Consider the following 26,825-nt stretch of genomic DNA (forward strand, 5'->3'; position numbering starts at 1 on the left):
CCCCTCTATCCCTTCAACCCACATCAACCACATTCCCACCGGACTTATGAGAACGTATGGCTGCCTCAATAACTTCCTGTGCGGCTAATGCCTCCTCTCCTGAGCCTTCAACTTCTGAAGGAGAAACATTATGTTTAAGCTGCTCAATGAACCGTTCGATCCGATTGCGAAATGTGTCGTTGAACCCCTGCATGCCTCGCATTATAGAGTTGCGCATTACTATCGTTTCGCTGCTTTTATGTGGATACAAGGTGATGCATTCGTAGACGTTTTCAAGCACGAACCGGCCTTCCGTACCCGCAGCCTCGCACCACTCAATCGGATGCAGCATGGACATATCATAACTGCCTGTCAGATGTCCGACAGCCCCGTTAGCAAACTCCAAATTAACGCTGGCGGTAGACCATGTCTTACGATCAGGCGCTTTATTCATAAAAGCTTGCACCCGTTTGATATCTCCGTAAAAATAACGCATCACATCGATCGAGTGCGGATGAAGTGCTCGCATATGAAACCACTCGGTGAAATCGGCTTTGTTATCTATAGTAAGTCTCATGTTGATAAACATCGGCTTGCCAAGCAGATTCTGATTGATCCATTCTTTGCCCCTCTCTGCGGCTGGGGCAAACCGGTGATTCAAATTACAACCAAGACGTACTCCTTTTGCATTCGCAGCATTCACCATTTCCCTAGCCTCTTCGATTCGGTTAGAGATCGGTTTCTCGACAAGCACATCCTTCCCGGCTTCAATGGCGATCATGACCGGCTCATAATGATGGCTGCCTTTCTCATCTCCGCCAGTAGCAACGCATACCATATCGATCTCCTCTTTGTCTAATAAGCTCCTGAGATCCGTATACGCCTTTACCCCGTAAATAATTGAGGCTTCCTTGACACGATCCTCCATCAAATCGCAGACAGCGACCAACTCGGTATCCGGATGCTGACTGTAATAGCGGCAATGAATTTTACCAATGTTATTGACGCCTACAACGGCTACTCGAATCATACTTATCCCTCCTAGTACGATTACCTCTACAATAAATCTAACCGCACCGCATTAAGCAGGTGCGGCACAAGACGATCCGCTTTTATTTATTTGAGCTGTTTGGCCTGAAGGGACCTTGCAGTGAGCGCGCTGCCAATATGCAAGGTATCATAGGCTTGTTGGGATGAAGTAAAAGGTGCATCCCCTTTACCATGCCAACCAAGATTCGTAAACATGGGATTAGTACGCCCGGTTTGCTCCTCTCGTTTACGGATATACGCATCCATCCTTGAAGTAAGCAGCCCTACAATCTCCGGCTCCATTTCTGCCACATTGTTATTTTCTTGCGGATCCTCGATCAAATTATACAGCTCCACTTCCGGTTTGAAATGGAAGTCAGGCTCTAAGGAGCGGATTAGCTTCCAATGAGGCGTGCGCCAGCCATGTTTGCGCATCCAGGTGCACTCTGTGATATAAAATTCGCTCACCCGACGTTCCGGGGTACCGTTAATTAATGGGATAAGGCTCTGTCCATCCGGCTCCAGCTGCTCGTCAACCTCCAGCAATTCCAGAATTGTCGGCATAATATCGCTAATTACCGTTACATCGGAGACACGTTTTCCCGCAGGGATTTTACCGGGAAATTTAATAATTAACGGTACAACAAGGGTACAATCGTACAGACCATGATGATCAAAGTAGCAATCATGCTCATAGAGTGTTTCTCCATGATCCGATGTCACTACTATTAAGGTATCCTCGGCTAGTCCCAAAGATTGGACACTTTGCAACAGATTTTGAATACACGAGTCCATATAGGCGACTGCACCATCATATTGAGCACTGACATACTCTTGATCTGTCACGCCCTCAGGAATCCATGATTTAAGGAAATCGGCAAAAGGCTTAAAGTTATAAACCGGATCCATTGAATGGTTGGCAGAATCATGCTCATCTCCTCCATAGAAGATGCGCTCATACGGCTTTGGAGGCAAGTAGGGCGAATGCGGATCCATATGTCTCAGAAACAGGAAAAATGGTTTATCATCATTAGCAAGCCGGTGCAGCTCTGGAATGGTTACATCGTTCAAGTTTTCCGCTTTGGGGCATTTACCTTGTTCATTAGGCATCCATGCTTCATACTCCAAATAGTTGTCAAAACCCCGCGAGGACGGATTTCCAGTAAACCCCACGCATGTCGTGTTATAACCAATGTCTCTCAGTACCTCCGCCAGCGTTTTTGCTCCAACCGCACCTTTATGCCGCAGCGCAACCACATCAGTACCGAAGCAATCCTTGCCAGTCAGCATGCATGCATAAGCGGGTGTTGTCGGGATGCTCGGACTGAAGTGCTGTTCAAATAAAACCCCTTCACACGCCAGCTTATCAAGATGCGGAGTCGTTAATTTGCCGTAGCCATAAGAACTCATTCGATCCCGGCGCAAGCTATCAATCCCGAAGAGAATCAGATTCGGCTTTTTTTTGGATGTGGAGTGCATTCTGTTCATTCTCCTTTTGTATGTAATAGGGTATTAAAAACATATTAGAATCAATGAATGTCCAAGACTATCGAGAACCGAGCTGCTTCAAGCAAGCATTCAAATAACCGTAGGTTTCTGCAGCAATAATCGAGATTTGGGCTAACGTATGCTCAGGCTTTGCACCGATTACTTCGAGTACAACAGGCCCTTCATAATTACTGTCAACCATAGCTTTACAATAGGCAAACAGATTAATGTCTCCGCGCCCGCAAGCTTGCAACTCAATGGCACCAGGTCCTTGCTCCCGTCCTTTGCAGTCCCGAATATGGATATGCTTGACGCGGTTTATGACAGCCGGCAGCGCTTCCTCTGGATTCTCTTTAGCGCGGTAGATGTGACTTGGATCCATATCGATGCCGAAGGCGCTAGAAGTAACCTCTGACATAGCACGTAGTGTTGTCGGAGTATCATGAATGGCTTGCCCGATATGTGCTTTCACACACAGTGTCACTCCTAATGCTGCCGCCTTTTCCGACATTCGTTGGAGCTGGTCGATGGATTGCTTTAAATCCTCTTCAACGCCGGTTTTGCCTCCTGGACCGATATTGACAATGGGAATACCGATTTCAGCAGCAGCCTCCAATGCGCTTAACAATCGCTGCTCATCTTTAACGCTGCCGAATTCCATAGAGAGGAAGCTTAAACCATTTTCTTGAACAACCGACCTCAGCTCAGCCGCCTGCTCCTTCCACCGTGCAATGTCCAAATGCTCACACATACCTTGAATCGCCGAAATTTCAACCCCATCATAACCACTAAGTGCAATGTGACGAACCGCTGTAGCGAAATCAAATTCCTTATAGAGAACTGAATTAACACCGAGCTTTATCATAATAAAATACCCTCTCCTTATGGACGGCAGACCCTGCCGACTTTTAATTAATATCATTAATGAATAACCACAACTGGTTAAGAACAATACCGCCCCATATATTTAATGTTATTAATTGTCTGTTCCCGTCTACATGGACAACGGATCACCGTGGAATGCCGGTAACGGGTGAGGTCTGACTACAATTCCTCCTTGTTCGTACGATTCGATGACCGCAAACGTATACTCCAGCACAGCCAGTGCATCCCTGCCTGAAGCCCGGATATGCTCTCTTGGAACCCCATTCGTAATATCCTCCAGAAATGCGTGCAGCCTGTTGTTAAATGTCGTATTAAATTCCGTAACCCCTGATTCAGTTACTTCCGGTTGTGGATGTGCTCCTATAACAGGAACCCCCTTTTGAGCCCTCCAATAGGAAACCTTTTCCACACAATTCTCTATACAAAAGGTTCCTTTCGTACCCCCAACCTCCATACTCCACCAGCCGCCTAATCCATAGGTTGCATCACCTCGTTGACTCAGCAAATAGCCTGCCGCACCGCTGGCGAACTTAACGTGAATACTGTTAATGGAGACCATAATATCACTTGCGCTTTTTCGGAAACCCGCCTGACTGGAAAATGTTTGAATATGAGTTATATCCCCGCAAAAATACCGCATAACGCTGAATGGATGAGTCAAGAACGCTTTCATATGAAAATAGGGCTGTCCTTTGTCCTTAGGTGTCTTCGGAGAATTGTACGTGTCTTCACCACCATTAAAGCCCATTTTATGTAAACAATACACGGTTTCACCGATATCACCGGAATCCATATACTGCCGGGCTTTTGCTGCGGGGGCTGTAAAATAATGATTCAAATTGCATCCGAGATATACATTCTTCTCCGCAGCAAACCTAACCAGCTCTCGACCTTCTCGGATATCGTTAGCCAATGGTTTTTCGATTAACACATGCTTGCCAGCCGCAATCGCCTGCATAGCCGGTTCAAAGTGCCAGCTCCCATTATCGATACCACCCGTCGTGACATCGACAATTTCAATCTCAGGCTCATGCTGAAGCATATCCCGCAAACTGTAATAGGCTCTTACGCCGTATTTGTCCGCTGCTTTATCGGCTCTTTCCTTCACTACATCACAAACTGCGATTACTTGCGCGAGCGGATCCTGCGAATAACATTCTGCATGGCGCAAGCCAATTCCATTCATACCTACGATCCCTATTTTCAATGCCATCTCCGCGTCCCTTAGCTTGTTACCTAAGAATAGTGCAAGCCGGGACTACACCACCTTCCATTATGGTTTTACTCTGAAATGTATTCGATCAGCTTACCTGCTTGCACCCTTAGAGCCCACTCCAATCAATGCCCCGACTTCCTATGCTGTGAATACACCCCCGCTCCCTCTAATATGTCATACCGCACACGTTGCGGGTCGGCAATCCACGACTCCCAGGTTAATCCAACCTTTCCAAGGATCAGTTCGATACGTCGTCGAAACGGCAGCTGCGCTTCATTGATTTGAATCATCATAGGATCAGGCCTGCCATTCAATTTACTGGATACAAAAACATTAAGCTTCGCTTCCAATTCCTCAGCCATATGTGGCAGCTTTTTCGCCAAATTGATAAGTTCCTCAGGATCCTGCTGCAAATCGTACAGCTCTTGTTCAGGCCGTTGAAAAGGTCCTGTATCGTAATTTCTTATAAGCTTATATCGCTCTGTCCGGATCGCCCTTGCCGCCTGCCAAGCACACTCGCTCAGGAACACTTCGTCCATAGTCCCATCGGCTTCTCCATTAATGGAGGACCATAAGCTTTGTCCGTCCAGATTGTCCGGTTTCCTAAGCGCTGATAGGTCTATACCGGTCTCGGCTTCCGCCGCAACCGCTTCCAGAATGGTAGGCATCAAGTCCGCATGCTGGACGAAGCCTTTAACCCGTTTAGCAACAGGTATATGTCCAGGCCATCGCATTATTACAGGAACATGTACCGTTTGCTCATACAATCCGCAATGATCCCAATAAATATCGTGCTCGGTTAAGCTCTCTCCATGGTCGCCAAACAAAATTAGCAGCGTTTCCTCCCTTATGCCTACATTCATCAAGTACTCGTCGAGCTCACGAATTAAATCATCCAAATATCGAACTTCCGCATCATAAAGCGCGCTTATATAATCAGCATCTGTGACAGGCCCAAGCTGATTATAGTGATGATGTTTAAAAAAAGGGTATGCCGGGTGGCCATACGCCCGATTCATACTTGAGTTTCCCTTATCATAAGGATTTTTTCCCTCACCATAAAATGGTGTGATGTAGGAATCCGGCGGTAAATAGGGCGTATGGGCATCCCAATAATGAAGAAATAAGAAAAAATCCTCATCTTTATGCTCCTTAATCCAAGGCAGTGCGAGATCATTAACCGTTCTGCCATCAATCCAGCGCTTCTTTCCGGAGCTGTTCATATAGTAGCGGTACCCGCGGGCAAACCATTCCTTCATGTTATAAAGGTTGTCAACAGCGCCGGTTGTGAAGCCTGCTGCTTTAAGTATGGACGGCAGCCATTCCACCGATTTGGAAAGGTAGCTTAGATCCGAGCCATGAGATATGAGTCCTGTCGTCAAACCAATGCTTCCCGTAAAGATAGCCGAATGGGCAACCTCTGTCGGAATATCGGCCGCATAAGCGCGTTCCATGAGCACACCTTCCGAAGCGATCTGGTCGATATACGGAGTCGTTGGTTTTCCGTAGCCATAGCAGCCAAGCCGGTCCGCACGGAGCGTATCGAGCGAGATCATGATGATTTTCATCTGATGTCTCCCTCCAGTTGACCAATCTTGCTATTTATCTCTACCACCCGCTCCATTTCCTGACTCGCCGCCACACAGCTTTGCACAGATTCAACATCCACCTCTTGAGCATTCTGGTTAATCCATTGCATAATCCGATTCACATTAGCATGCACGGAGTTCTGTTCCGTATCAATTACAATGTCCGCTTGATCTGGCTCCTCATAAGCATCGGAAATGCCGGTGAACATAGTGATTTCCTGTCGACGTGCTTTGGCGTATAATCCTTTCACATCCCTCGCCTCGCACACCTCAAGCGAACAGTGCACATAAATTTCCACATAACCCGTGATGTAACTCCGAAGGTACTTCCGCATTTCTCGGTAAGGCGTTATGGCGGACACAAGGACAAGGATACCGTGCTTGGACAGCAGGTTTGCGACATAGGCAATTCGGCGAATATTCTCCAGCCGATCCTCCCGGCTGAAGCCAAGACCTTTACAAATGGCTGAGCGAATTTCGTCCCCATCTAGCAATTCTACCGGCCGTCCTGCATCTGCAAGCTGCTTATAAATATGCTGCGCTGTTGTTGTCTTACCTGAACCTGAGAGGCCGGTAAACCAAAGTACATTACCGCTGGAGCTTTCCATGTACTTTCCTCCTATGAGTTTCGCGTAAGCGAAACTAACTTCGTGAGCATAAGCTGAGTTTTCATATCTCTATATTAAAGCGGAACAGCCACGATATCATTGTCCATTCAGCCATTCGTGTGGTCGATGCGGCCCTAATTAGCTATCCTTTCACCGAACCAGCGGTCATTCCCGCCACAATCTTCTTATTGAAGAATATAAACAGGATAAGTGGCGGGAGAGAAATCAGCACGACATCGGCAAATAACAAATTCCATGAAGTTAGATACATGCTCATGAAATTATATAGCGTTAATTGAACTGTAGCATTCTCCGAACCTGGCAAGAAATAGAGCGGGTTAACAAAATCATTAAATATACTAACCGCCTGAATGATGATGATCGTCGAGGAAACAGGTTTAAGTAACGGAAATATAATATGGGTATACAGCTTAAACCCTCCGCATCCATCCATAAAGGCGCTTTCGTCGATATCACGCGGAATGGTTGCCGTAAAAGCCTTGTACAGAATGGCGCAGAATGGGAAGTGCAGTGCAATTTCAACCAGCGTAAGTCCTGTCAAAGTTTTGAACAAGCCGACCGAATTGAGCACCCAGATAGTAGGTACAACAGCTGGAGGAATCATCAAGCCTGCAAGCACTAGAAAATTGAGCGTCGAGGCTGCTCTCCCCCTCTCTCTACGTTGCAGCACAAACCCCGCCAAAGAGCTGACTATAACCAATCCAGTAACCGACAACACAGTCAGCAGCGTGCTGTTATAGAAGGCGCGTATCAGCATATTGTCAGCTGCAACCAATACGGCTTTATAATTATCAATAATATGGAGTGTATCCGGCCAAAACATGTTCATATCAGCCGCTTTTGTACTCGATTTGAAGGAGTTCACTATAACAAAATAAAAAGGCACCCAGAAGATCAAAGTAGAAAACAGGAGCATAATGATGCTGATTAAAGTTTTTTGTAGCTTATTGCTCATAGGTCTACCTCTCTTCTGTTCAAAAACATGTATAGAGGAAATGCCAGTAAGGATATGGCGATGAATAAAATGACGTTGCCTGCTGTAGCGAGACCGTAAAATCCGGCTTGGTACTGTTTATAAATAATCGAAGCAATCAGATCTGTCGAGAAGCCTGGCCCACCTCTGGTCATAGCCCAGATCAGGTCGAAGGTCCGCAAACCACCTATGAATGCCAGTATGATGACGGAGTTCATAGCGGGCCTGCTAAGGGGCAGCGTAATGTGCCAAAAAGCCTTGAACGCATTTCCTCCATCGATTTTCAAAGCTTCATAATAATGCTGGGGAATAGATAAAATACCGGCAATATATATGACCGTTGCGATCCCGACTCCTTTCCAGACATCAACAAAAGCAACAGAAAACAACGCCAATTTTGTATTCCCTAGCCAATCCGGCCCTTCAATGCCAATTGCAGCAAGGGCAGAGTTTATGACTCCTTGAGTAGGGTGCATCATTGTACTGAACGCAATTCCAACAGCAATCGTACTCAACAAGGTCGGAAAAAACACCATTGAACGGAAATAATCCTTGAACCAAATTTTGGAGGTAAGAAGTGTAGCGATCAGAAGAGCGAGGACCACCTTCAAAATGCAGGTTACCACAGCAAATATAATTGTATTTTTGAAGCCGATTTTCAACGATGATTCCTCAAAAAACATCTTATAGTTGTCAAATCCGATGTATTGCCATTTGGTGAGTGTCCATCTGGTCATACTGAAAAAGAACGACATAATGGTCGGAAGCAAATAAAACACAAAATAAATAATGCCGGCAGGCAGCAAAAATAAATACGTGTACATCCTCTTTTGCGCAACTCTCATCAGGATCTCCTCCGGTTCAAGCTTATACTATTCAGTCAAGGCTAAACGGCTGCAGCGTCCTTTAAGAGACGAGCACGTTTGTCAAGGTTGAGCGAAGCCAAGTATAACTACTTACACATGCTATTCAACTTATAAAATTGGCCCTGCAAGGATCTTGCAGGGCCAATTTTATTCATAAAGCAAGCTTACCAACCCGCGAGATTAAGCTGCTGCGCCTGCTTTCTAACGTCCTTATCGTAGTCTGCCGCGGCGTCCGCAGGAGATTTCTGACCGGTTCCAACCTCAATTAAGATGCTCTCCAGGTTCGGCCCCTTGACTGGAGAAACAAATTCCAGTGCAGGAGCGGTTTTCCCATTATCAAAGTAAGGCTGCATATCTTTTACTCCCTCATAAGCGTCGTCAGGTACTTTGATCCCTTTAACGACATAAGGTCCGTTAGCTTTGCTCTTGGACATATAAGCCTTCTGACCTTCCGGGGACAGCAAAAAGTCAACGAATTTCTTGGCAGCATCTATATTCTTACTCTTCTTATTGATGTAATAAGAGCTAGGCATCCATACCGTAAAACCGTTAATAGAAGCATTGTCGCTTGGTGTTGGAAACACACCAATATCTTTTACTTTATCCGGATAGTTCTGCGCCAAAGCATCGATCGCGCTAGTCAGCATCGGGTATTGAACTCCGGTTCCTTCAGCAAGCATCTTTAGAGCAGTGTCATAAGTCGTAGCGAGAAAATCTTTGTTATAGTAATTCTTTTGGAACACCTCGCTCGTCATTTCAAAGCCGCGCAGCGCTGCTGGTGTCGTCGCATATTTAGCTTTATTCGCGGTATAATCCTGCACAAAGCTCGGTACTTGGGCCTGAACATTATAATGATTGCCAAGCACGAAGAGCTGGGAGGTCCAGGTTGTTTTGAACGATCCAATGATCGCTATTTTGCCTGCGGCTTTAATTTTATCGCTGTTAGCTATGAATTCCGCCCATGTTTTAGGAACAGTCAGACCGAGCTCGGCGTACACTTTCTTGTTGTAGAGAATACCGCCTACATTGGATGAGCCACCAGGTACCCCGAATACCTTTCCATTCGACGTAACGGTCTCCTTGTACGAATCCAGAGGATTGGCCATGAACGGTTCTTTCGTTAAATCAACAAAGTTTTCCTCCGGATTCAGTGCCCTTAGCAACGAGCCGGAATTGTAATAGAGAATATCTGCCATTTCACCTGTAGCCAAACGAGTCTTAACCAAGTTGTCGCCCTCAGTACCGTCTGGTTTAATATCGAATTTGATTTTGATATTCAGCTTTTTCTCCGCTTCCGCCGCCACTGCTTGGGTAGCAGGATAAGCAGTACCGGTTGAGCCAATCAGCAGGGTAAGCGTCACAGGTTCTGCAGGCTTGCTTGGTGCTGGTGCAGCAGGAGCAGTTGCCGCCGGGGCTGTGGGCGTAGAGCCTCCAGCAGGAGCCGGAGCAGTGCCAGCAGCCGGTTGGGATTGGGAGCTGCATCCCATGAATACGGTTGATATCAGGGCCGCGTAAGAACATACGGTCAACAATCTGGCTCGACTCATAGAGGTATCCTCCTAAAATTTTTTAATGCGCAATCTGGTGATTTAAGATGTTATTCAAAAAGTCCCCTTTTGATCACGAAGTATCTCAGGAAGGTTATTCGACATCGAATCTTGCATTCACCTTGAAGTCCGGTGCTCCTACACGGTATTGCCTAAACTCCGCTCCTCCTTCTTCAGGTTCTTGCAACCTTCTCGGTGCTGAAAAGCTGACTTTTTGAACTTGCACTTTAAATAAATTGTACGTGCATCCCTTTTTTTTGAACACTTGCGATTTGTACTTGTTAATGGGGGGAATTTTTCCTATTGTTGCTGCTTGTCTTTACAGCATGCCGCTTGGCATAGGTTATCGGAGCTACTCCAACTATTTTCTTGAACAAAGCACTGAAGTATTTGGAGTCCTCATAACCGACAAGCTGGCTTACCTCCTGCAAACGCTCGACCCCTGAAGTCAGCAGCTCTTTGGCCTTACTGATTCGGTAAGCCGCTATATAATCGGAGAACGTCGTTCCGGTCTGACTTTTAAACATTCGGGATAAATAACCGAGACTGACATGATGATCCGCTGCAAACTGCTGTAAAGAGATGCTATCCTGATAGCTTTTATGTATAAGCTGAAGCAATACGGGAACAAGTCCCTTCGGGTTTAAGTCCTTCACCGCCAGTCCACAATACAAACTTACTAGGGTTTCGTTCAGCCATTCGAACAACTCACGGTAATCGGCAAAGCGATTCAATATTCGGTTGTCCTCTTGCAGCTCGTTGATACTTACCTGCCCCTTCCTTGAGGCAAGCAGATTGTATTTCAATGAAAACAGCATGTCGTGAACGAATAATCTGAGCTGGCGCTTAGTGATTTGCTTTTCGCTCAATTCCCCCAGTATTTGATCTAAAATCACATGCCCCTTCAGCATATCGCCTTTCTTAAAGTAGGTTTCCATCACTCTAACCTTTTCCCACAGGTCTCCAATCTCGGCGTCATGATTTTTCATTCCAGGTACTATGAAGGTTGGCATGCCAAACTTCATATTTTCATCCATACGTTGTTTCAAATCCGAAAATATTGCATACAGCGAATCGAACTCAGATTTAACGGCAAAGCCCATATGAGCAGGCCTTTGAAGCTGCTGTAATTGTTGGAATAAGGGCGACAAATTTTCTCTAATACGAATAGGCTGCACAGCTTCAGATATCGGAATTAGAATCACTCTTTGCCGGCAATCGAGGTCCAGGCAATGAAATTCTCTCTCATGAGAAGGTTTGCAGCCAAACTGCTGTTTAAGGTCATTCATACCTATACAGGTATCCTTCCAGCCTCTTAACACCGACCCGGTTTCCAATACGAGCAGCACCATGCAATAAGCACGTCCATTGACGGCACGCAAAATATCATATTGGGGAATTTCAGCGGTTAAGAGCATCTGCCCAATCGATCCACTCATCCATTCTTCTGTTCGTTTGCTATCCATCTCAATATGCTGTATGGCCTTATCGACCGCGTTAAATAAAACGTCCTTTTTCACAGGTTTAAGTAAATAATCGAATACCCCGAACTTCATCCCTTGACGGGCATATTCAAATTGGTCATGAACACTTAATATCATGCTCTTAATGGTCGAGTCCAAACGGTGTAATTCTTCAATCAGCTCAAGACCGTCCATTCCTGGCATGTTGATATCGGTCAATACCAATTGCGGGCAAATGGTATGTGCAGCCGACAAAGCATCGTCACCATCGGCATAAGCATAAATGCGGTGTTCAGGCTCATAGATTTTAAGCAGCTCCACCAGTTCGGCCAAAGCCCAAGGTTCATCCTCTACCACAAAAATATTCATTGTGCGATTCCACCCTCTTCCTGTTGGACCGTGATGAATGGGACTACTAATGTCACCATCGTCCCTCCACCTGGTTTACTCCATAGGTTAAGTCCATATTGCTTCCCATAAAACAATTGAATTCGTTGATGAATATTGATTAATCCGACTCCTTGTGATATATCCATAAACTGATTATGCACATTTGAAATGTCCAGTGCCTTGCTCAGCTGCGCCCGTTTTGCATCGGTCATCCCTTCTCCATTGTCCGTTACTGTAATGGTTAAGAGCTCATTGTTCTTGGCGGTCTGAATGGTTATGCATCCTCCTGATTTCATTCTGCGAAGACCATGATTAACCGCGTTCTCGATGAGTGGCTGAATAGTCAGCTTTAAAATAGATGCTTGCAGAATATCGTTCGGAATATCACAGCGCAAATCTAACCGGTTGCCGAATCGATGCTGCTGTATGTTGAAATAATTGTTGATATGATCAATCTCCTCCCATAAAGAGACGGGCTGATGAAGATTTTTCATGCTGTATTGGAACAAGCTGGCTAACGATTCCGAGATTTCGGCTACCTCTTCGACTCCTCTTAATCGGCTGATCGATTTCATTATATTGAGTGTGTTGTACAGAAAATGCGGATTAATTTGCGCATGCAGCGCAGAAAGCTGAGCATTCTTCTCGGCTAGCTTCGATTCGTACACTTCGTGAATTAATCGGGAAATACTATCGAGCATCAGATTATACATTCGGCTCAATCGCCCGATTTCATTGTTCCCTGCATACTCCATCCTTTGGCTGAAATCGCCCAGCTCCACTCGGGACATTTTGCGCATCAGATTATTCAGAGGAAGTGTAATTTGATAAGACAAAAGATAAGATACGGCAGCAATTAACAGCATAGTAATAATACCGACAATTACCACAATATCCTGAATCCTTTTTTGTTTTAATAGAAAAACGTCCTTTGGGATGAGAATGACCGTATTCCAACCGGTGTAAGCAGACTTTTCATAGGTGTACAGGTAAAGCCTATCCTGCCAATTCAACTCTCCTTCGGGAGAGGACTTCTTGAATATCACAGAGTCAAAATCGGATTGTGAAAACCCGGTTCTATTGTTTCCATTTTCAAAAATAACCTGACCCTCATCACTCACTATTAATACATGCATCGTGTTGTCACTATCATTAGCTTTCTTATTGGCCAGCACCATTTTGAATGCATTTACATTAATATTGACGTTTACGAATCCAATGATGGTTTGAGTAGGAATTTTAGTAATTTTATGAATAAAAGAAACGACTATTTCGGATTGACTACCGAATGTACGTTCCTCTTTGGACGGCATCAATAAAAACGGCTTGCTGCTCAACACTTCCGTAAAATTCCGCAGCTCCTCGGCAGTAAACACTTCAGCCTGCTTCGGTTGATTGACTACCTTCGTATAGTGATACCCGTGCCCATCCAAGGTATAAATCGAAATGCTCTGCACATAAGATTTGGGGTATGAGAAATTAAATAAAACAGGGTTTAGCTTGTAGCCTATGGTTTCTTTCTCAATCGGATTAGTAGCTTTGGAGAAATCAAATAAATTGCTTTGAATAGCGGGGTCTATGGAAATGGATAAAGATAATTCTTCAATATTTTGCATATATAAATCTATCATTTCGGAAAACTGCTTGGCTATAATTTTGGATAAGGAGAATGTTTGATTCTTTACATCACTTGTATTTTTGTAATAAAAAATAATACAGGTTATACCGACAATGAATAATGACACGATGGAAAAGGAAATAAACATTTTGGTTTTCAGCATGCGATCATTCCATCGTCTCATTGGAACAGTCCCTCCAACCGTATGCTCGCTCTCAAGACAATTCCCGGTACTTACCTGGTGAACAGCCGACCTGCCTATGAAACAGCCTACTGAAAAACGCCGGGTCCTCATAGCCGACTTTGCCCGCAATCGTTATCACTTTCTCATCGGTCTCCAGCAGTAAGTGCTTGGCTCTCTCGATACGAATCTGATGGATCATATTAACAACAGTCATTCCCAAAGCTTCTTTAAATACCCTGTTCAATTGTCTGGGACTAATAGTAAACAACTCACACAGAACTGGAATCGACACTTTTTTATCATAATATCGTTCCAAATAACCGTAAATACGACGAACGAGTAATTGTTTCGAATTCCATCGTACAGGTTCTCTGCCGCACTGTCCTTCTGCCTGCTGGTAAGCCCGCGATAACAAAATAAGGAGTTCCACCATTTGTAGCCGAATTAAAGATTCGAAACCCGAGTACTTGCTGTCAAATTCATTAATAATGGTTTCTAGCAATAATAAGGTACGGGTCGCGTCCTGACCATTCAAATTCAATCGTCTGTGAAAGCGTTCTCTTTTATCCAGGAAAGGATGTACATAGAAGTAATCCATAGACTGAGAAATGCCTAGCTCCAGCAGCCAGTTACCTTGTATCAGATCGGATAGAAACAAGCAATTGATAATTTCGATCTCTTTTCCCGGCTGAATACTGTAAGTATGAACTTCGCCTGGATTAATAATAAACACATCTCCTGCCCGGATTTCGTAGTGGTTGCCTGCAAACACATGCTGGGCTTCACCACGCACAACATATACCAACTCCACAAAATCGTGGCCGTGCAATAAGGGAACATGATCATGATCATGGAAAAAACGTCGAATCCAAAACGGAAAGGATTGCTCTTTAATAAATTGGCTGCTGTGTAACTGTCTCTCCATACAAATCCTCCTGAAAGTTTTCGTTAGAAAACGGGCCTCGTAATCATGATTTCCAAAACTAGCGGCCATACAGTATATAGCTTGTTTGTTATTTTTATGCAAGCCTAGATCTATAATACGGCACGAGTCAAGTTTAATCATGGTCGATTGTGACATTATTATAGCGTAAATGGATAACGAACCCCACAAAAAGAAAAAAGAGACAGCTTAGACGCTGTCCCTTCAAGAGTTATTTTTTTGCCGCTAACCAATCAGCAATAGTTGCAATCTCCGTGTCCTTTAATCTGCCTTTAAAAGCAGGCATACCATTTCGGCCATTAGTAATTGTATTGGCAATCTCTTCCTTGCTTAATTTGGCTCCTACTTTTTGGAGGTTCTTTTTCGAATCCCCCATACCATCCAAGTTCCCACCATGACAAGAGACGCAATTGGCTTTGACTAGGGCCTCCGCATTTGCGCTTTCCGTTGCAGCTCCCCCTCCTTGAGTGGTTCCTCCCGTGGTGTTTCCAGTTTGCGTATTAGTATTACTCTTACCACATGCTGTCGCTACACAAATTATCGCAATCACTGACAGTATTAAGATGATACGCCATTTATATTGCATAACCTAGCTGCTGCCCCCTCATTCACCTTTTTTAGTAAAAGCAAGTTCGATCTTATTATTTTTCTAGACAGGATTATTTATTCATTTTACTTTAGCTGATTCTGACAAAAAAACACTCTACGGATTTTGATCAGGTCCGCAGAGTGCTTGTTATTCACTATTTACGATAGAAAGAAAAAATAACTGGCTGCCCATATGGCATTACATTGATTTCAACTGAATAATCACCGATTTGAAACATTTTGTTCTCGACTACCTCTTTTTTGGCTATCTTTTCGCATACGCGCACAAACTCCTGGTAAAAGGTATCCGCATTATAACCAAATACAAAATCAGTAAATTTACGAATACTCTCCATATTACGGGCTAACACACCATCTTCCACCTTTATCGTAACTCCGTATGTGTGGAATTGAGGCTCCAGCCATAAAGAAACTTCATTAGAAAATCTTGTAGCCTCAGTCGTTCCGCTCAAAGCGGAATTTTTGGCTTCGCCGTCCTTAAACAGCCTTAAAGTCGTTTCCTCCAAATCATAGTTGGTGCCTCTAAGCTTGCCTGCATCTTCCATGATATCGTAGGTTTGAAGCATTTTTTGATCTGGAAAAATCAGCTTTTTGTAGCTTCCGTCTTTTGTCGGAACCACTCTCACGTTTTCATTTTTAAGACTGCCAGTCGATATCCGCATATTTTTATCCATCAGCCGCTCTAGAATTCGCAGTGCTTCGGCTCTTGTAACATAACGCCCTACACCAAAGTAACCGTTCGGATACCCCTCCATGATCCCTTTGGCATACACTTCACTTACGAACTTTTGCTGTCTGGAAGTCGCGCTCTGAAAGTCTCCAAATTGGGAGGCTATACTTACGCTGTATTTCTCATCCTCTAAATATTCCGTTTCCTTGATGGTATAATAAATAATTTCAGCAACATCTTCCCGCTTCAGATTCGCTTTATAATCAGGGAACTGATTTTTACCAATTAGATTTAAACCGCCGGCAAGATCAATATATGGCTTAGCCCAGTATCCAACCGTACCTGGTTTGAATGAGAAATCACGAAAATCCTGCTTCAACACACTTTGATTAGCCGGACTAACTTGTTGAAGAAAAGACGTCTTCCAATTGCGCTCTCCATTCGGATAAAGCTGTGAAAAGGAAAGTAGTAGTATTTTAATGAATTGATCTGCTGTCACGGTTTCATCCGGCCGAAAGGTCCCATCCGGGAAACCATCCAACAAACCCTGATCGACAAGCTGGTTAATTGTCTTCTCTGCCCAATGGGATTTAACATCCATGAATTTTGTAGCGCCTGCAGCCTGAACCCCGACGACAGAGGTTGACATGATACAACAAATTGTAAGTAGTGCTATAAGCCTTCTAAGCTGTTTCATCTAACCAATTCTCCACTTCTCTATAAGAAATTTGGGCAATTATCGCGCCATTTCCTAGAATACCCTTTCCTATACCGTTTGAGAACTGGCTGTATGCCTATATAAGAAGTGAAAATAAACAGGCGCTATTGGGACTAAAGCCATAGAATGAACCTACAAGTGAGCCTAAAACTCTCTATTTCCTTTTCTTTTTCTTATATTGCAACTTTGGATTCATCAAAAAAGAACCATATTGAAGCGGTGTCAAATACGTATTATAGAATGTTGAGTGCATTCCTGCTTTTTTAAACGAGTATCGTTGATCTCTTCCATTCATTTCAATAAATTTAACAGCACCTTTATGATCTATCCCCATATCCAGACCAATATCGGCAAGATTAGACAGTCTTCTACCCAAATAATTAGCGATTTCCAAGGATACCCGCTGCAGCTCTTTTTTGGTAGATTCAGCAGATAGTCCTCCGCTCCGGAATAGCTCCTCACATCTCTTCACTTTACCGCCTTGTGCTACATTGGTAACATGTCTGCCTTTAGCAGCTACTTTTCCCACTATTCCGGTTACCTGCCACTCGCCGGTTTTTCCACGCTGAACAGAAACCCTGAGATCATATGGCCTCCCCTGAAAAGTCGCTAAAGGAATGCCTTCCTGGATAAGATAAGCTTGTTTGCCTACTTTATGTTTAATGAAAGCAATGATCTGCCTTGCAGCTCCTTGGGAAGGCTTTCTTTTTTTCCAATATAATTTCCAATTGCCATTAGATTGCTGCTTTATTTTGATAATACCAATACCTACACTGCCACTCGTCGGTTTAATGAATAGCACTGAATATTCTTTCATAGCTCTGACCAGATTCACTACGGAATATTTCATCGAATAGGGCAAATATCTTCGTAAAGCGCGGTTCTGATACAATTGTTTATAAATCCGATACTTGCTGTAACGATTTTTCCTGTTATAGACTATACTGCTTTTAGCCAGCCTTTTTAAGTTCCTTTTTCCACGCGGTGACAATGTAATAGCCCGGTTATGAGTGACTTCAGGGATAGCTCTCTGTTTCCTTTTATATCGGCCGTTCGTATAGGTGTAGCCTAATGCACCCGACTTTCCCATTCGATTTAATGACATATAAAATGGCTTTAATTGAAGCTCTTTGGCAGCTTTATTATATAAATGAATCCGTTCAAAACCGGTTTTGCGACTAGGGAGCTTCTCATAAACTTTATGGTCGAGCAATATGCCAATTGTCCGTTTCATAATCAGCCTCCGGAATAAGAAGTGAATGCTCTTGTCTTATACTTTATTCCATCCCGCGGCTAACTTCTTCACGGTTCTTGCCTATTTTTATAAAAGTAACCCTATATCATCGAAGTCATCATCTATTATAAAACGCAAAAAAACAAGGGCACATTCACATGCACCCTTGTTTGAGATTCCGACTATTTTATGACCTACAGCTTGTTAAATACTTCAGTCAACACTGGAACAATTTGCGATTTACGCGATACTACGCCTTTTAGCACAGCTTTATTATCTGTCAATGTGACATTATAAGCTTGCTCCACAGCATTTGTTTGTTTTCCTAGCGCTAGAGCAACGGAATCGTTATTTAAAATATCTGTAACAACGAATACGAATAAATCCAAGCCTTTTTCAGCAATAATACCGGAAAGAGCCGCTTCCAGCTCAGCTTTTTTAACAAGAATATCGTTAGGATCTACAGCGTTCACTTGAGCGATTTCAACCTTGTAGGAACCCATACTGAATTCTTTTGCATCAAGAGAAATCAGTTCTGCGATCGTTTTGTCGCTTAGATCCGCTCCAGCTTTCAGCATTTCCAAACCGTAGCTTTCCAGATTAACTCCGGCAATTTCAGCTAATTCACGTGCTGCAGCTACATCTTCCTCTGTGCAAGTTGGGGATTTCAATAACAATGTATCCGAGATGATTGCCGATAACAATAAGCCAGCTATTTCTTTACGGACAGCAACCCCATTTTCTTTAAACAATTTATTCAAAATCGTTGTTGTGCAGCCAACAGGCTCAGCACGGTAATACAACGGATGACTTGTCTCAAAGTTAGCTATGCGGTGATGATCGATAACTTCAACAACACGAACTTGATCGATATCAGATACGCTTTGTTGACGTTCATTATGGTCTACCAAAATAACAGCTTTCACTTCGTTAGCTACAGTTTCAACCAAGCGTGGCGCAGCAACTTTAAAATAATCAAGTACAAACTGAGTCTCGCCGCTGATTGATCCCAAACGAACCGGCTCCACATTTTTACCCAATTGAGTCTTCAAATCAGCATACGCAAGAGCAGAGCAGATTGAATCGGTGTCCGGATTCTTATGTCCGAAAATAAGTGTTTTTTCCATGAAAGTTACTCCTTAAGTCATTTTTTTGGCCGAGAAAATTATACCATATAAAGTTCTTCCCTTTCTAGATTATAGCGCTAAATTCTCCTTATTCCAATGCTTTTACACAGATTACTTGAAAATAATGTGAATATGTAATAAACATTCACCCCAAAGACCAGAAGAGCATTTGACGATATTAGTTGCTATACATATAATTGTTATACAATCTATTTACTCGAACAAGGTGGATTTATATGAACGTTACTCATTCGATTGGTTTTATTATAAGCAATACAGGCAGGAAATTAAGCCAACACCTTACCATTCGCTTTCAGCCTTATGATATTACTTCCGAGCAGTGGTCTGTATTAAGCAAGCTGTCTGAGCAGGATGGCATTTCCCAGAGAGAACTGTCGCATAGAACGGAGAAGGATCCTACAAATGTCACTCGAATACTTGACCAATTAGAAAGAAAGGGATGGATTCGAAGAGTTCCCAACCCAGAAGATCGAAGATCTTTTTTGACTTATGTAACGGACAGCGGTAGAGAGCTTAATATAATCTTGGCTCCTATTGAAGCTCAATTGATTCAAGAAATCCTTACCTCCTTATCCGAAGATGAGATCACCTTATTACGCAAAATATTTACACAAATAAACTCCAATCTGTTAAGCCACTAAACCCAACTGAGAAAGAAGAGAACACTACGATGCAGCAAAAATCAGCTCTATGGAACCGGAATTTTTTATCGATTAGTTTAAGCAGTTTTTTTATTTTTATGACCTTTTATATACTCGCGGTTACACTGCCTATATTTGTTTTGGACAATCTGCATGGAAACAATCAGGAGATTGGTCTTGTCACAACATTATTCATAATCGCTGGTGTAATCTTTCGCCCATTAACCGGCAAATGGTTGGATGAACTGAATAGAAGAAATATCATTTTCTTCTCCCTTGTTTTATACACGATTTGCAGTCTGCTTTACCTATTTGTGCATGACTTTAATATGTTGTTGTGGCTCCGTATTTTTCAAGGCGTTGGATTCGGCATTGCCGCAACCGCGACTTCAGCCATAGTTATAGATATGATTCCTATAGACCGTAAAGGTGAAGGAATCGGCTATTTCAGCCTTTTTATGAGTCTTGCTATGGTCATTGGTCCAGCTTTAGGTCTAATGGTTGTTTCACATTTTAATTTCACCGTATTATTTACCCTATGCTCTCTCCTATCCGTCATGTCATTGATTTGTGCCATGATAACAACAATTCCTGTAAGAGATAAGAATACCCCTACGGATCGTTCTTGGAACTGGAGACGATTTATCGAGCTCAAAGCGATTCCGATTTCAATAGCTGGCAGTTTATTGGCTTTCTCCTATGGAGCTATTTCTACGTTCATATCCATATATGCTAAGGAATTGGGCATTGAGCAAATGGCCAGTTATTTTTTCATCGTTTTTGCCGTCATGATCGTACTGTCTCGCCCATTTACAGGTAAACTATTTGACCGAAAAGGACCTCACGTGCTTGTATACCCGGGGATTTTATTGTTTGCTGCAGGAATGATCTGGTTGAGTCAAGCTCATTCGGTTGTTGTATTCTTACTGGCAGGAGGTATCATTGGACTCGGTTATGGCGCTCTTCTTCCGAGCTTTCAAACCATAGCAATACAAGCTTCGCCTAGTCACCGGCGGGGGTTGGCTACCAGCACCTACTTTGTCCTATTTGATACTGGCTATGGTTTGGGTTCTTATGTCTTAGGTGTTGTTGCGGCCCGAACAAGCTATCATACCATGTACCTCATTGGCGGAGTGGTTGTTGCCTTTACTGCGCTCATCTATTACAGGCTCCATCATAGAAAAGAAAAACTTGCACAGTCCCAATCATAGATCCTTAAAAGCATCACAAAATCACATAACCATAAATACGAAAAAGATCCCTGTTTATAATGCTAAACAAGGATCTTTCGTATTTCTATTATGAATTACTCCGGAGCTTTAATATTTCGTACGACACTAACCTCTACACGACGGTTGTTTCCTCTACCTTCGACCGTTGCATTAGTATCAACAGGTCGATATTCACCATAACCCGTTGAGCTAAAAAAGGATGGGTCCAACGTCTTCCTGGCAAGAACGACCTTCATGAAATTCAATGCACGTTTCGTGCTCAAATCCCAGTTATCGCTAAACTCACCTTTTGAAATAGGTACATTATCCGTATAACCTGCGACTTCAATTTGATAACCGGGGTATTGGCCGAGCATGTCTGCGATTGCGACACCCAATTTCTGTGAATCCGCCTTAATAGCCGCAGAACCAGAATCGAATAATGCTTTATCGCGGATAGTAATGATAAGTCTATCATTGGTCAGCTTCGTTTCGAGCTCTGCGACCAACTTGTTATCGCTGATGTAGGCATCCAGCTTTTTCTTAAGCTCTTCGAGCTCCTGCTTTTCCTTCTCCATCTGCTGCTGTTGTTTATCTTTCTGCTCTTGCTTTTCTTTCGTGTTTTCCGAAGATTGATCCTGCTTGCTTTTATCAACATTCGGCGATATATCTAGAGGAACGAGATTGGACGTTGCAAAGGGCGCAGAGCCTCCAGTAAAAGCAGAGTTAAGCGACTTCATTATGATGTCGTATTTCTTTGCATCCACCTTACTGGAAGCGAACAGGATAATGAAGAGCGCCAGCAGTAAGGTCAGCAAATCGGCATAGGGAATTAACCAGGATTCATCTACATGTTCTTCATGATGCTCCTTCTTGTGTTTCTTCATAACTACACACCCTCGTTCGCAGCTGTTTCGGTATCCCGTTTAGATGTTGGAATAAACACCATTAGTTTTTGGCGTACAGCAACTGCTGAAATACCCGATTGGATGGACAAAATACCCTCTACCATCATCATTTTGATTTCTACTTCTTTTTTCGATTTCTGCTTCAGCTTATTAGCAATAGGATGCCATAAGACATAACCCGTGAATATCCCAAGTAAAGTAGCAACAAATGCAGCCGAAATCAAATGCCCCAAGGCTTCAATTTCATTCAGGTTACCTAATGCTGCGATAAGTCCAACTACCGCGCCAAGTACACCAAGTGTTGGAGCATAAGTACCTGCTTGAGTAAAAATCAATGCCCCGTTCCGATGGCGCTCTTCCATAGTAGAGATATCCTCCAACAGTACATCTCTCACGAAATCCTCATCATTCCCATCAATAATAAGACGTAACCCATTTCGCAAAAAAGCATTTTCAATCTCTTCAACCTTACTTTCCAAAGCTAGCAAGCCCTCACGACGAGTGATGCTAACCCATTCAACAAACATGTTTACCAAATCAGGCTTGGAAATCAGCTTTTGCTCGGAAAACACCATTTTCAACAACATGGGAAACTTCTTCATTTCCTCTAACGAAAAGCCAATAAATAAAGCTGCTGCTGTTCCACCAAAAATAATTAATATCGCAGCTGGATTTGCCAAGGCTACCAAACTCGCGCCCTTCAACACCATCCCTACACCTACTGAGACAACAGCAAGAATAATACCGATAATCGTAGATTTTTCCATAATAATAAATTCCTTCCGAGTATGTAATAATTTCATTTAAAGCCTTTTTAGCCATGCAAGTTTACACAACATCCATCCTATTATTAATCACCTCAGTTCAAAAGAGCTGAACTACATAGGTCTTGTATATTTATTATTTCGACACGTTTAGACATTCACCTGCATGACCCCAATTATTTATTAGGTCATTAAACCCAATATATGTAGATAATCGTCGTTAATGTTACTTAATTAGGATATTACACATAGCTGATAGGTCTTTAATCCTATATTCAAATTTATTGAAATCATAATATCCCGATAAAATTTCACCAAATTATAGCTTTTAAAGGACTTTTAAGCCATACATATTATTTTCACAAAGATAACCAAGCACCTATAGCTCCGCTAAAAGGGCCATGATCTAAGAATACGGCTTCAGCTCCTCTAAGCTTGGTGTAGCCTGTAACGATATCTTGTAATAACCCATTACCTACAAAAGATGAACCAATATACACAATGCTGGAAACCCCACACTGACCTGCCGCAAGAACACTAGCTGTAGTTACTGTTTCTCCAACGAGTCCCATCACAGAAGCTAATAAATCAGCAACTTCCCTAGTGTTTGATCCATCAAGACGTACATTGCCAAAATTGCTAGCTGTTAGATCGCCCGGAATCGGCGGTACGGCCCCCTCGTAAATATGGCTGACCTTCAAATCCACTCTTTCCCTGTTACCGTTCTTTGCTGTGTGGATAATTTCGTTGAAATCGCCAATTCCCGTCAATAAGTAGGACAAGCCTATTAATGTCCCTCCCCCAACCCCGCTTCCACCGAGCCGGTAGTGCTTATTAGGATCGGTATAATGGATCGATGTTCCTGTCCCGCAATTTGTTAGAACAAAGGCCTCCGGTGCCGTCTTTATATCTCGCAATAAATACTGCACACCGCTGCATGTAGCATCAAATTCGACTATCGTACTAATCTCATTTTGTGATAAATAGGATTGCAAAAGAGCTGCTTTGCCTCCGGTTATGCTAACCTTGGCCTTAGGAGCATGCTGCATGATCCACGAGACTGCTTCTTGCATACGAGCACTTGGAAAGTTGATGAATTCCAATGAAGCGCTTGCCTCTTCTTTGTAGGCTATTTTGATAAGAGTACCACCAGCATCAATACCCATTTTGAGAATTTGTTTCATTGAAATAGTTGCCTCCTGAGATGTCGAATACTCTCTGCTATTAACCTTCATATTTATAAAATCCGCAGTAAACAACATCTTCCGAATTTGTCCGAAGAGAGAATTAGCTCGCAGGTCTGTAATTCATCTTCCTGGCTCAACAGTCTTTCTGCCTGTTCAATTCCCCTTTCAGTTAAGGGGACAAAATCTCTTCTTTGGCTGCTGAGCTGCCTTTTATCCTTAAGGTCCCAATCAGGCTCACCATGTCTTACGAGATAATAATGGGTCATGAATGATTCCTCCTAGATCGAGTAACTGACATACCAGAAGCTTCCCCCTACAACCACCTTAAGCTGTTTAGCAATCGGTTTGAAAATGTCGTACAGCTCCTCTTTGGAATAATAATTTTTTACGATTTCATGCTTGGAGCCATCCGATAGTTCGCGAAGTTTGAAGGTATCTTCACAAGACTCTTTATGTACTAGCTCTCCTCCTCTTCCCTGTACAAACACATTATCCGCTATAAAAATATTAGCTCCAGAGCCTAATCGTTTATGCAGTCCTGTTAAAAAATCATCTATCTTATTTTTAGGAATATGTGAAAACCAAAAACTAGCAAGCGCACCATTAAAAACCCCCGGTATTGTATCCAGGTCATAAGCATCTCCAATTAAAAATTGGGCTTTAAGTTGAGGAATTTGTTTCGCTTCGGCAATTTGCAGTACTTCCGGTCTAATATCCGTTCCCGTAACGTGTTGGACAGCATCGGCGATTATTTGTGTCCAATACCCCGTTCCACAAGCTATCTCCAGTACTGTCCTGCCCGCGAGCGCATCCTTCATCGCATTAGCAATTCGTACAAGCTCATTTTGATAATTAGGTTCATCACGATGATATATGTTTTCAAATTCAGCTGCGCGTGAGCCATAATACGATTGTATTCTCGCCGTTTCTTGATTCAAAACTTGCAATCTCTCGGATAATAGGGTTGGATCCTTTTGTTTAGAATCTAGGAGACTGGCAAAAATGGCGGTTCCCTGTGATTTATAATTGGCAAGTAAGCTATGCGTTGCCATTACAATCACTTGGGTCATGGAAAGGCCTGTTTCGGCTGCCATGAGCTCCAAATCGCTTTTCACCTTATCTGGCAAATATACGGATAATCGTTTGGTCTTATTCTCAGTCATAAGTCCTCACGCCTCCTTAGATCGTTTTAAACAAGTTAACATATATTATATGTTAACTCAACCCATTTTACATATACTTAAGGTATGATTAGTTTACTTCCGAGAGCTTCACTTCATAAAGAAATAAGGAGGGAAGGATGCCAAGGCACCTTTCCCTCCTTTACCATTGGGGCAAGCTACTGAATATGCTTACCCTTTCACGCCCACTTATGAAATTTTACCATTTCATACGATATACCGGCTTATTTTCCAATCCACGAATAAGAGGTGTCCAGTTCTCTGTATCTGGCAATACATCAATGGCATCCTCCACCATTTGAAGCTTTGCGTCCAATGCATCAATATGATGAAGAGCTACTGCTTCCGCTGTCTGAGGCTGTACCGGGCTGCCCCATTCTCCCAAGTTATGATGAGACAATACTAAATGCTGCAAAGCGAGCACGCGCTCCGATTGTAGATCGATATCGCACCTAATTGCCGCCTCAGTGATCCAACTGGACGCCATAGCGATATGTCCAATCAATTTGCCATGAACACTATAATCTGACACTATACCCATCTGGGCGATCATTTCCTCCGGCTTGGCTATATCGTGCAATATGATACCGGCCTTAAGCAAATCAGCATTCAGAAATGGCCTCTGCTTGCATATAAAATTGCCAATCTCCAGCATCCGAACCATATGATAAGCCAAACCTGCGAAATAAGCATGATGATGGGTTTTAGCCGCCGGGTAATGCATTAGCTTCTCTTCCACTTTGGACACACAATAAGTAACGATCTTTTTAATTTCCACATCTGTTATGTTTTCAAGCACTTGTTTAATGATATATACTAGATCAACTGGAAGAACAGGCGCAGAACGGATAAAATCGGTTAGCGTTATGCCATCATCATCATTTGCTTTACGAATTTTCGTTATTTTCACCTGCAGCTTTTCCCGGTATGTATGCGCGATTCCTTGAATCTTTACAAGCCCCATTGGGAAGAACGTTTCCTTGTCTGTCGTAGTAACGTCCCAGTATTTAGCTGAAATCTGACCACTTGAATCACACAGGACGATGTCAAAATAATCCTTCGCAGGTGTGCCGTTCGTTTGCTTAACCTCCAGCTCTTTCAATAAGTAAAAGCCGACAAATTCATCTTGATGATTTAAACTTCTGATAATACTCATACGCTTGCCTCCGATATATGAAAAATTATAATTAAGTCCATAATTTAAAATAGTAGAAAATAACAACATGCAGCAGCAAAAGTAAAGGAATTCCTATAACAAAAGACTTATGCTTGGTTTTATGTCGAAATAGCCGCATAGCCAGCCACGCGCCAGCAGCCCCACCTAGAGCCGCAAACGTAAACAATCGTTTCTCAGAAATCCGTCTTGCTTTACGTTTAGCTTTCGATTTATCCAGTCCCATACTAACAAAGGCGATTATATTCATCAATATCAGGTATACATAGATCCACTTCAATTTATTACTCACCTTCCTTAACGTTCCCCTACTAGACTATAAATCAATATGATCCTCTTGGGAAGTCAAACAACTGTTATATTGCAGATTCAGATGACTAATAGATACCCATCTCCCATTTATCGACACATGTACAGTTCAAAACCAAGAATATTTCGTGAACAGCCGACTGCATGGACTTCATAGGATGAACGAACTAAGGTGTAACACACATATTAAGAACCTGAGGCTATGCCTCAGGTTCTTGTCTAAGTGCGTTAGGAGGGAATCAGATTTTTCGTCGCATTTCTAATCCATTAGA

The 26,825-nt window shown here is 43.0% G+C and carries 26 protein-coding genes; 2 read left to right on the top strand and 24 right to left on the bottom strand.

From position 1 onward, the window contains the following. Positions 1 to 13: 13 nt before the first annotated feature. The 17 genes from GC093_RS08840 to GC093_RS08915 all read right to left on the bottom strand — a co-directional run bounded on the left by GC093_RS08840 (position 14) and on the right by GC093_RS08915 (position 19,157). Positions 14 to 1,009 carry a Gfo/Idh/MocA family protein gene (locus tag GC093_RS08840; protein ID WP_171651494.1) on the bottom strand — a complete coding sequence of 332 codons (996 nt, stop codon included), beginning with the start codon at positions 1,007 to 1,009 and terminating at the stop codon, positions 14 to 16. Between the two features lie 86 nt (positions 1,010 to 1,095). Then, the gene (locus tag GC093_RS08845; RefSeq protein ID WP_171651495.1) at positions 1,096 to 2,487 is read right to left on the bottom strand and encodes a sulfatase family protein; all 1,392 of its coding nucleotides are present in this window, start codon (positions 2,485 to 2,487) and stop codon (positions 1,096 to 1,098) included. 67 nt (positions 2,488 to 2,554) lie between these two features. After that, positions 2,555 to 3,361, bottom strand: coding sequence for a sugar phosphate isomerase/epimerase family protein (locus GC093_RS08850; RefSeq protein ID WP_171651496.1), 807 nt, complete (start codon positions 3,359 to 3,361; stop codon positions 2,555 to 2,557). 129 nt (positions 3,362 to 3,490) lie between these two features. Then, complete coding sequence (locus GC093_RS08855; RefSeq protein ID WP_171651497.1) at positions 3,491 to 4,594, bottom strand: Gfo/Idh/MocA family protein; 1,104 nt, start codon at positions 4,592 to 4,594, stop codon at positions 3,491 to 3,493. 125 nt (positions 4,595 to 4,719) lie between these two features. Then, positions 4,720 to 6,165 (bottom strand): sulfatase family protein, encoded by a 1,446-nt coding sequence (locus tag GC093_RS08860; protein WP_171651498.1) that lies wholly within the window; start codon positions 6,163 to 6,165, stop codon positions 4,720 to 4,722. Next, positions 6,162 to 6,794, bottom strand: a complete 633-nt coding sequence (gene cysC, locus GC093_RS08865; RefSeq protein ID WP_171651499.1) for an adenylyl-sulfate kinase — start codon at positions 6,792 to 6,794, stop codon at positions 6,162 to 6,164. The genes GC093_RS08860 and cysC overlap by 4 nt, the downstream gene beginning before the upstream one ends. 142 nt (positions 6,795 to 6,936) lie before the next feature. Next, the gene (locus tag GC093_RS08870) at positions 6,937 to 7,770 is read right to left on the bottom strand and encodes a carbohydrate ABC transporter permease (RefSeq protein ID WP_171651500.1); all 834 of its coding nucleotides are present in this window, start codon (positions 7,768 to 7,770) and stop codon (positions 6,937 to 6,939) included. Then, the gene (locus GC093_RS08875) at positions 7,767 to 8,633 is read right to left on the bottom strand and encodes a carbohydrate ABC transporter permease (protein WP_171651501.1); all 867 of its coding nucleotides are present in this window, start codon (positions 8,631 to 8,633) and stop codon (positions 7,767 to 7,769) included. The genes GC093_RS08870 and GC093_RS08875 overlap by 4 nt, the downstream gene beginning before the upstream one ends. Before the next feature lie 185 nt (positions 8,634 to 8,818). Further along, positions 8,819 to 10,201: an ABC transporter substrate-binding protein gene (locus GC093_RS08880; RefSeq protein WP_171651502.1), complete on the bottom strand. Its 1,383-nt coding sequence runs from the start codon at positions 10,199 to 10,201 to the stop codon at positions 8,819 to 8,821. A gap of 94 nt (positions 10,202 to 10,295) precedes the next feature. Beyond that, positions 10,296 to 10,427: a hypothetical protein gene (locus GC093_RS36335; RefSeq protein WP_281365203.1), complete on the bottom strand. Its 132-nt coding sequence runs from the start codon at positions 10,425 to 10,427 to the stop codon at positions 10,296 to 10,298. Between the two features lie 55 nt (positions 10,428 to 10,482). Then, positions 10,483 to 12,033, bottom strand: coding sequence for a response regulator transcription factor (locus GC093_RS08885; protein ID WP_171651503.1), 1,551 nt, complete (start codon positions 12,031 to 12,033; stop codon positions 10,483 to 10,485). After that, the gene (locus GC093_RS08890) at positions 12,030 to 13,856 is read right to left on the bottom strand and encodes a cache domain-containing sensor histidine kinase (RefSeq protein ID WP_171651504.1); all 1,827 of its coding nucleotides are present in this window, start codon (positions 13,854 to 13,856) and stop codon (positions 12,030 to 12,032) included. The genes GC093_RS08885 and GC093_RS08890 overlap by 4 nt, the downstream gene beginning before the upstream one ends. Positions 13,857 to 13,887: 31 nt before the next feature. Beyond that, positions 13,888 to 14,781, bottom strand: coding sequence for an AraC family transcriptional regulator (locus tag GC093_RS08895; protein WP_171651505.1), 894 nt, complete (start codon positions 14,779 to 14,781; stop codon positions 13,888 to 13,890). Positions 14,782 to 15,010: 229 nt separating this feature from the next. Then, positions 15,011 to 15,385, bottom strand: coding sequence for a c-type cytochrome (locus GC093_RS08900; protein ID WP_171651506.1), 375 nt, complete (start codon positions 15,383 to 15,385; stop codon positions 15,011 to 15,013). Positions 15,386 to 15,542: 157 nt separating this feature from the next. Beyond that, positions 15,543 to 16,775 carry an S-layer homology domain-containing protein gene (locus GC093_RS08905; protein ID WP_171651507.1) on the bottom strand — a complete coding sequence of 411 codons (1,233 nt, stop codon included), beginning with the start codon at positions 16,773 to 16,775 and terminating at the stop codon, positions 15,543 to 15,545. Positions 16,776 to 16,950: 175 nt separating this feature from the next. After that, positions 16,951 to 18,030 (bottom strand): YheC/YheD family endospore coat-associated protein, encoded by a 1,080-nt coding sequence (locus tag GC093_RS08910; RefSeq protein ID WP_171651508.1) that lies wholly within the window; start codon positions 18,028 to 18,030, stop codon positions 16,951 to 16,953. 194 nt (positions 18,031 to 18,224) lie between these two features. Next, the gene (locus GC093_RS08915) at positions 18,225 to 19,157 is read right to left on the bottom strand and encodes a manganese-dependent inorganic pyrophosphatase (protein WP_171651509.1); all 933 of its coding nucleotides are present in this window, start codon (positions 19,155 to 19,157) and stop codon (positions 18,225 to 18,227) included. Positions 19,158 to 19,393: 236 nt separating this feature from the next. Between GC093_RS08915 and GC093_RS08920 the strand changes: the two genes are divergently transcribed. Both GC093_RS08920 and GC093_RS08925 read left to right on the top strand, forming a co-directional pair. Next, positions 19,394 to 19,819 (top strand): MarR family winged helix-turn-helix transcriptional regulator, encoded by a 426-nt coding sequence (locus GC093_RS08920; protein WP_171651510.1) that lies wholly within the window; start codon positions 19,394 to 19,396, stop codon positions 19,817 to 19,819. A gap of 29 nt (positions 19,820 to 19,848) precedes the next feature. Beyond that, complete coding sequence (locus GC093_RS08925) at positions 19,849 to 21,030, top strand: MFS transporter (RefSeq protein WP_171651511.1); 1,182 nt, start codon at positions 19,849 to 19,851, stop codon at positions 21,028 to 21,030. Positions 21,031 to 21,125: 95 nt separating this feature from the next. Here the strand turns inward: GC093_RS08925 and GC093_RS08930 are convergent, their stop codons facing one another. From GC093_RS08930 to GC093_RS08960, 7 genes are all read right to left on the bottom strand, one after another. Beyond that, entirely contained in the window at positions 21,126 to 21,917 is a 792-nt protein-coding gene (locus GC093_RS08930; RefSeq protein WP_171651512.1) for a flagellar motor protein MotB, read from the bottom strand. 2 nt (positions 21,918 to 21,919) lie between these two features. After that, the gene (motA, locus tag GC093_RS08935) at positions 21,920 to 22,705 is read right to left on the bottom strand and encodes a flagellar motor stator protein MotA (protein ID WP_171651513.1); all 786 of its coding nucleotides are present in this window, start codon (positions 22,703 to 22,705) and stop codon (positions 21,920 to 21,922) included. A gap of 356 nt (positions 22,706 to 23,061) precedes the next feature. Further along, positions 23,062 to 23,886, bottom strand: a complete 825-nt coding sequence (gene coaW, locus GC093_RS08940) for a type II pantothenate kinase (RefSeq protein ID WP_171651514.1) — start codon at positions 23,884 to 23,886, stop codon at positions 23,062 to 23,064. Between the two features lie 53 nt (positions 23,887 to 23,939). Beyond that, a complete protein-coding gene (locus GC093_RS08945) occupies positions 23,940 to 24,155 on the bottom strand; it encodes a histidine phosphatase family protein (protein ID WP_171651515.1) in 216 nt (71 codons plus the stop codon). Positions 24,156 to 24,167: 12 nt separating this feature from the next. Next, a complete protein-coding gene (locus GC093_RS08950; protein ID WP_171651516.1) occupies positions 24,168 to 25,052 on the bottom strand; it encodes a class I SAM-dependent methyltransferase in 885 nt (294 codons plus the stop codon). 217 nt (positions 25,053 to 25,269) lie between these two features. Then, complete coding sequence (locus tag GC093_RS08955; protein WP_171651517.1) at positions 25,270 to 26,226, bottom strand: 3'-5' exoribonuclease YhaM family protein; 957 nt, start codon at positions 26,224 to 26,226, stop codon at positions 25,270 to 25,272. Positions 26,227 to 26,257: 31 nt separating this feature from the next. Beyond that, the gene (locus GC093_RS08960) at positions 26,258 to 26,524 is read right to left on the bottom strand and encodes a DUF1294 domain-containing protein (RefSeq protein ID WP_171651679.1); all 267 of its coding nucleotides are present in this window, start codon (positions 26,522 to 26,524) and stop codon (positions 26,258 to 26,260) included. Between the last annotated feature and the right edge of the window lie 301 nt (positions 26,525 to 26,825).

The organism is Paenibacillus foliorum (assembly GCF_013141765.1).
In the GTDB taxonomy this organism is placed as follows: domain Bacteria; phylum Bacillota; class Bacilli; order Paenibacillales; family NBRC-103111; genus Paenibacillus_S; species Paenibacillus_S foliorum.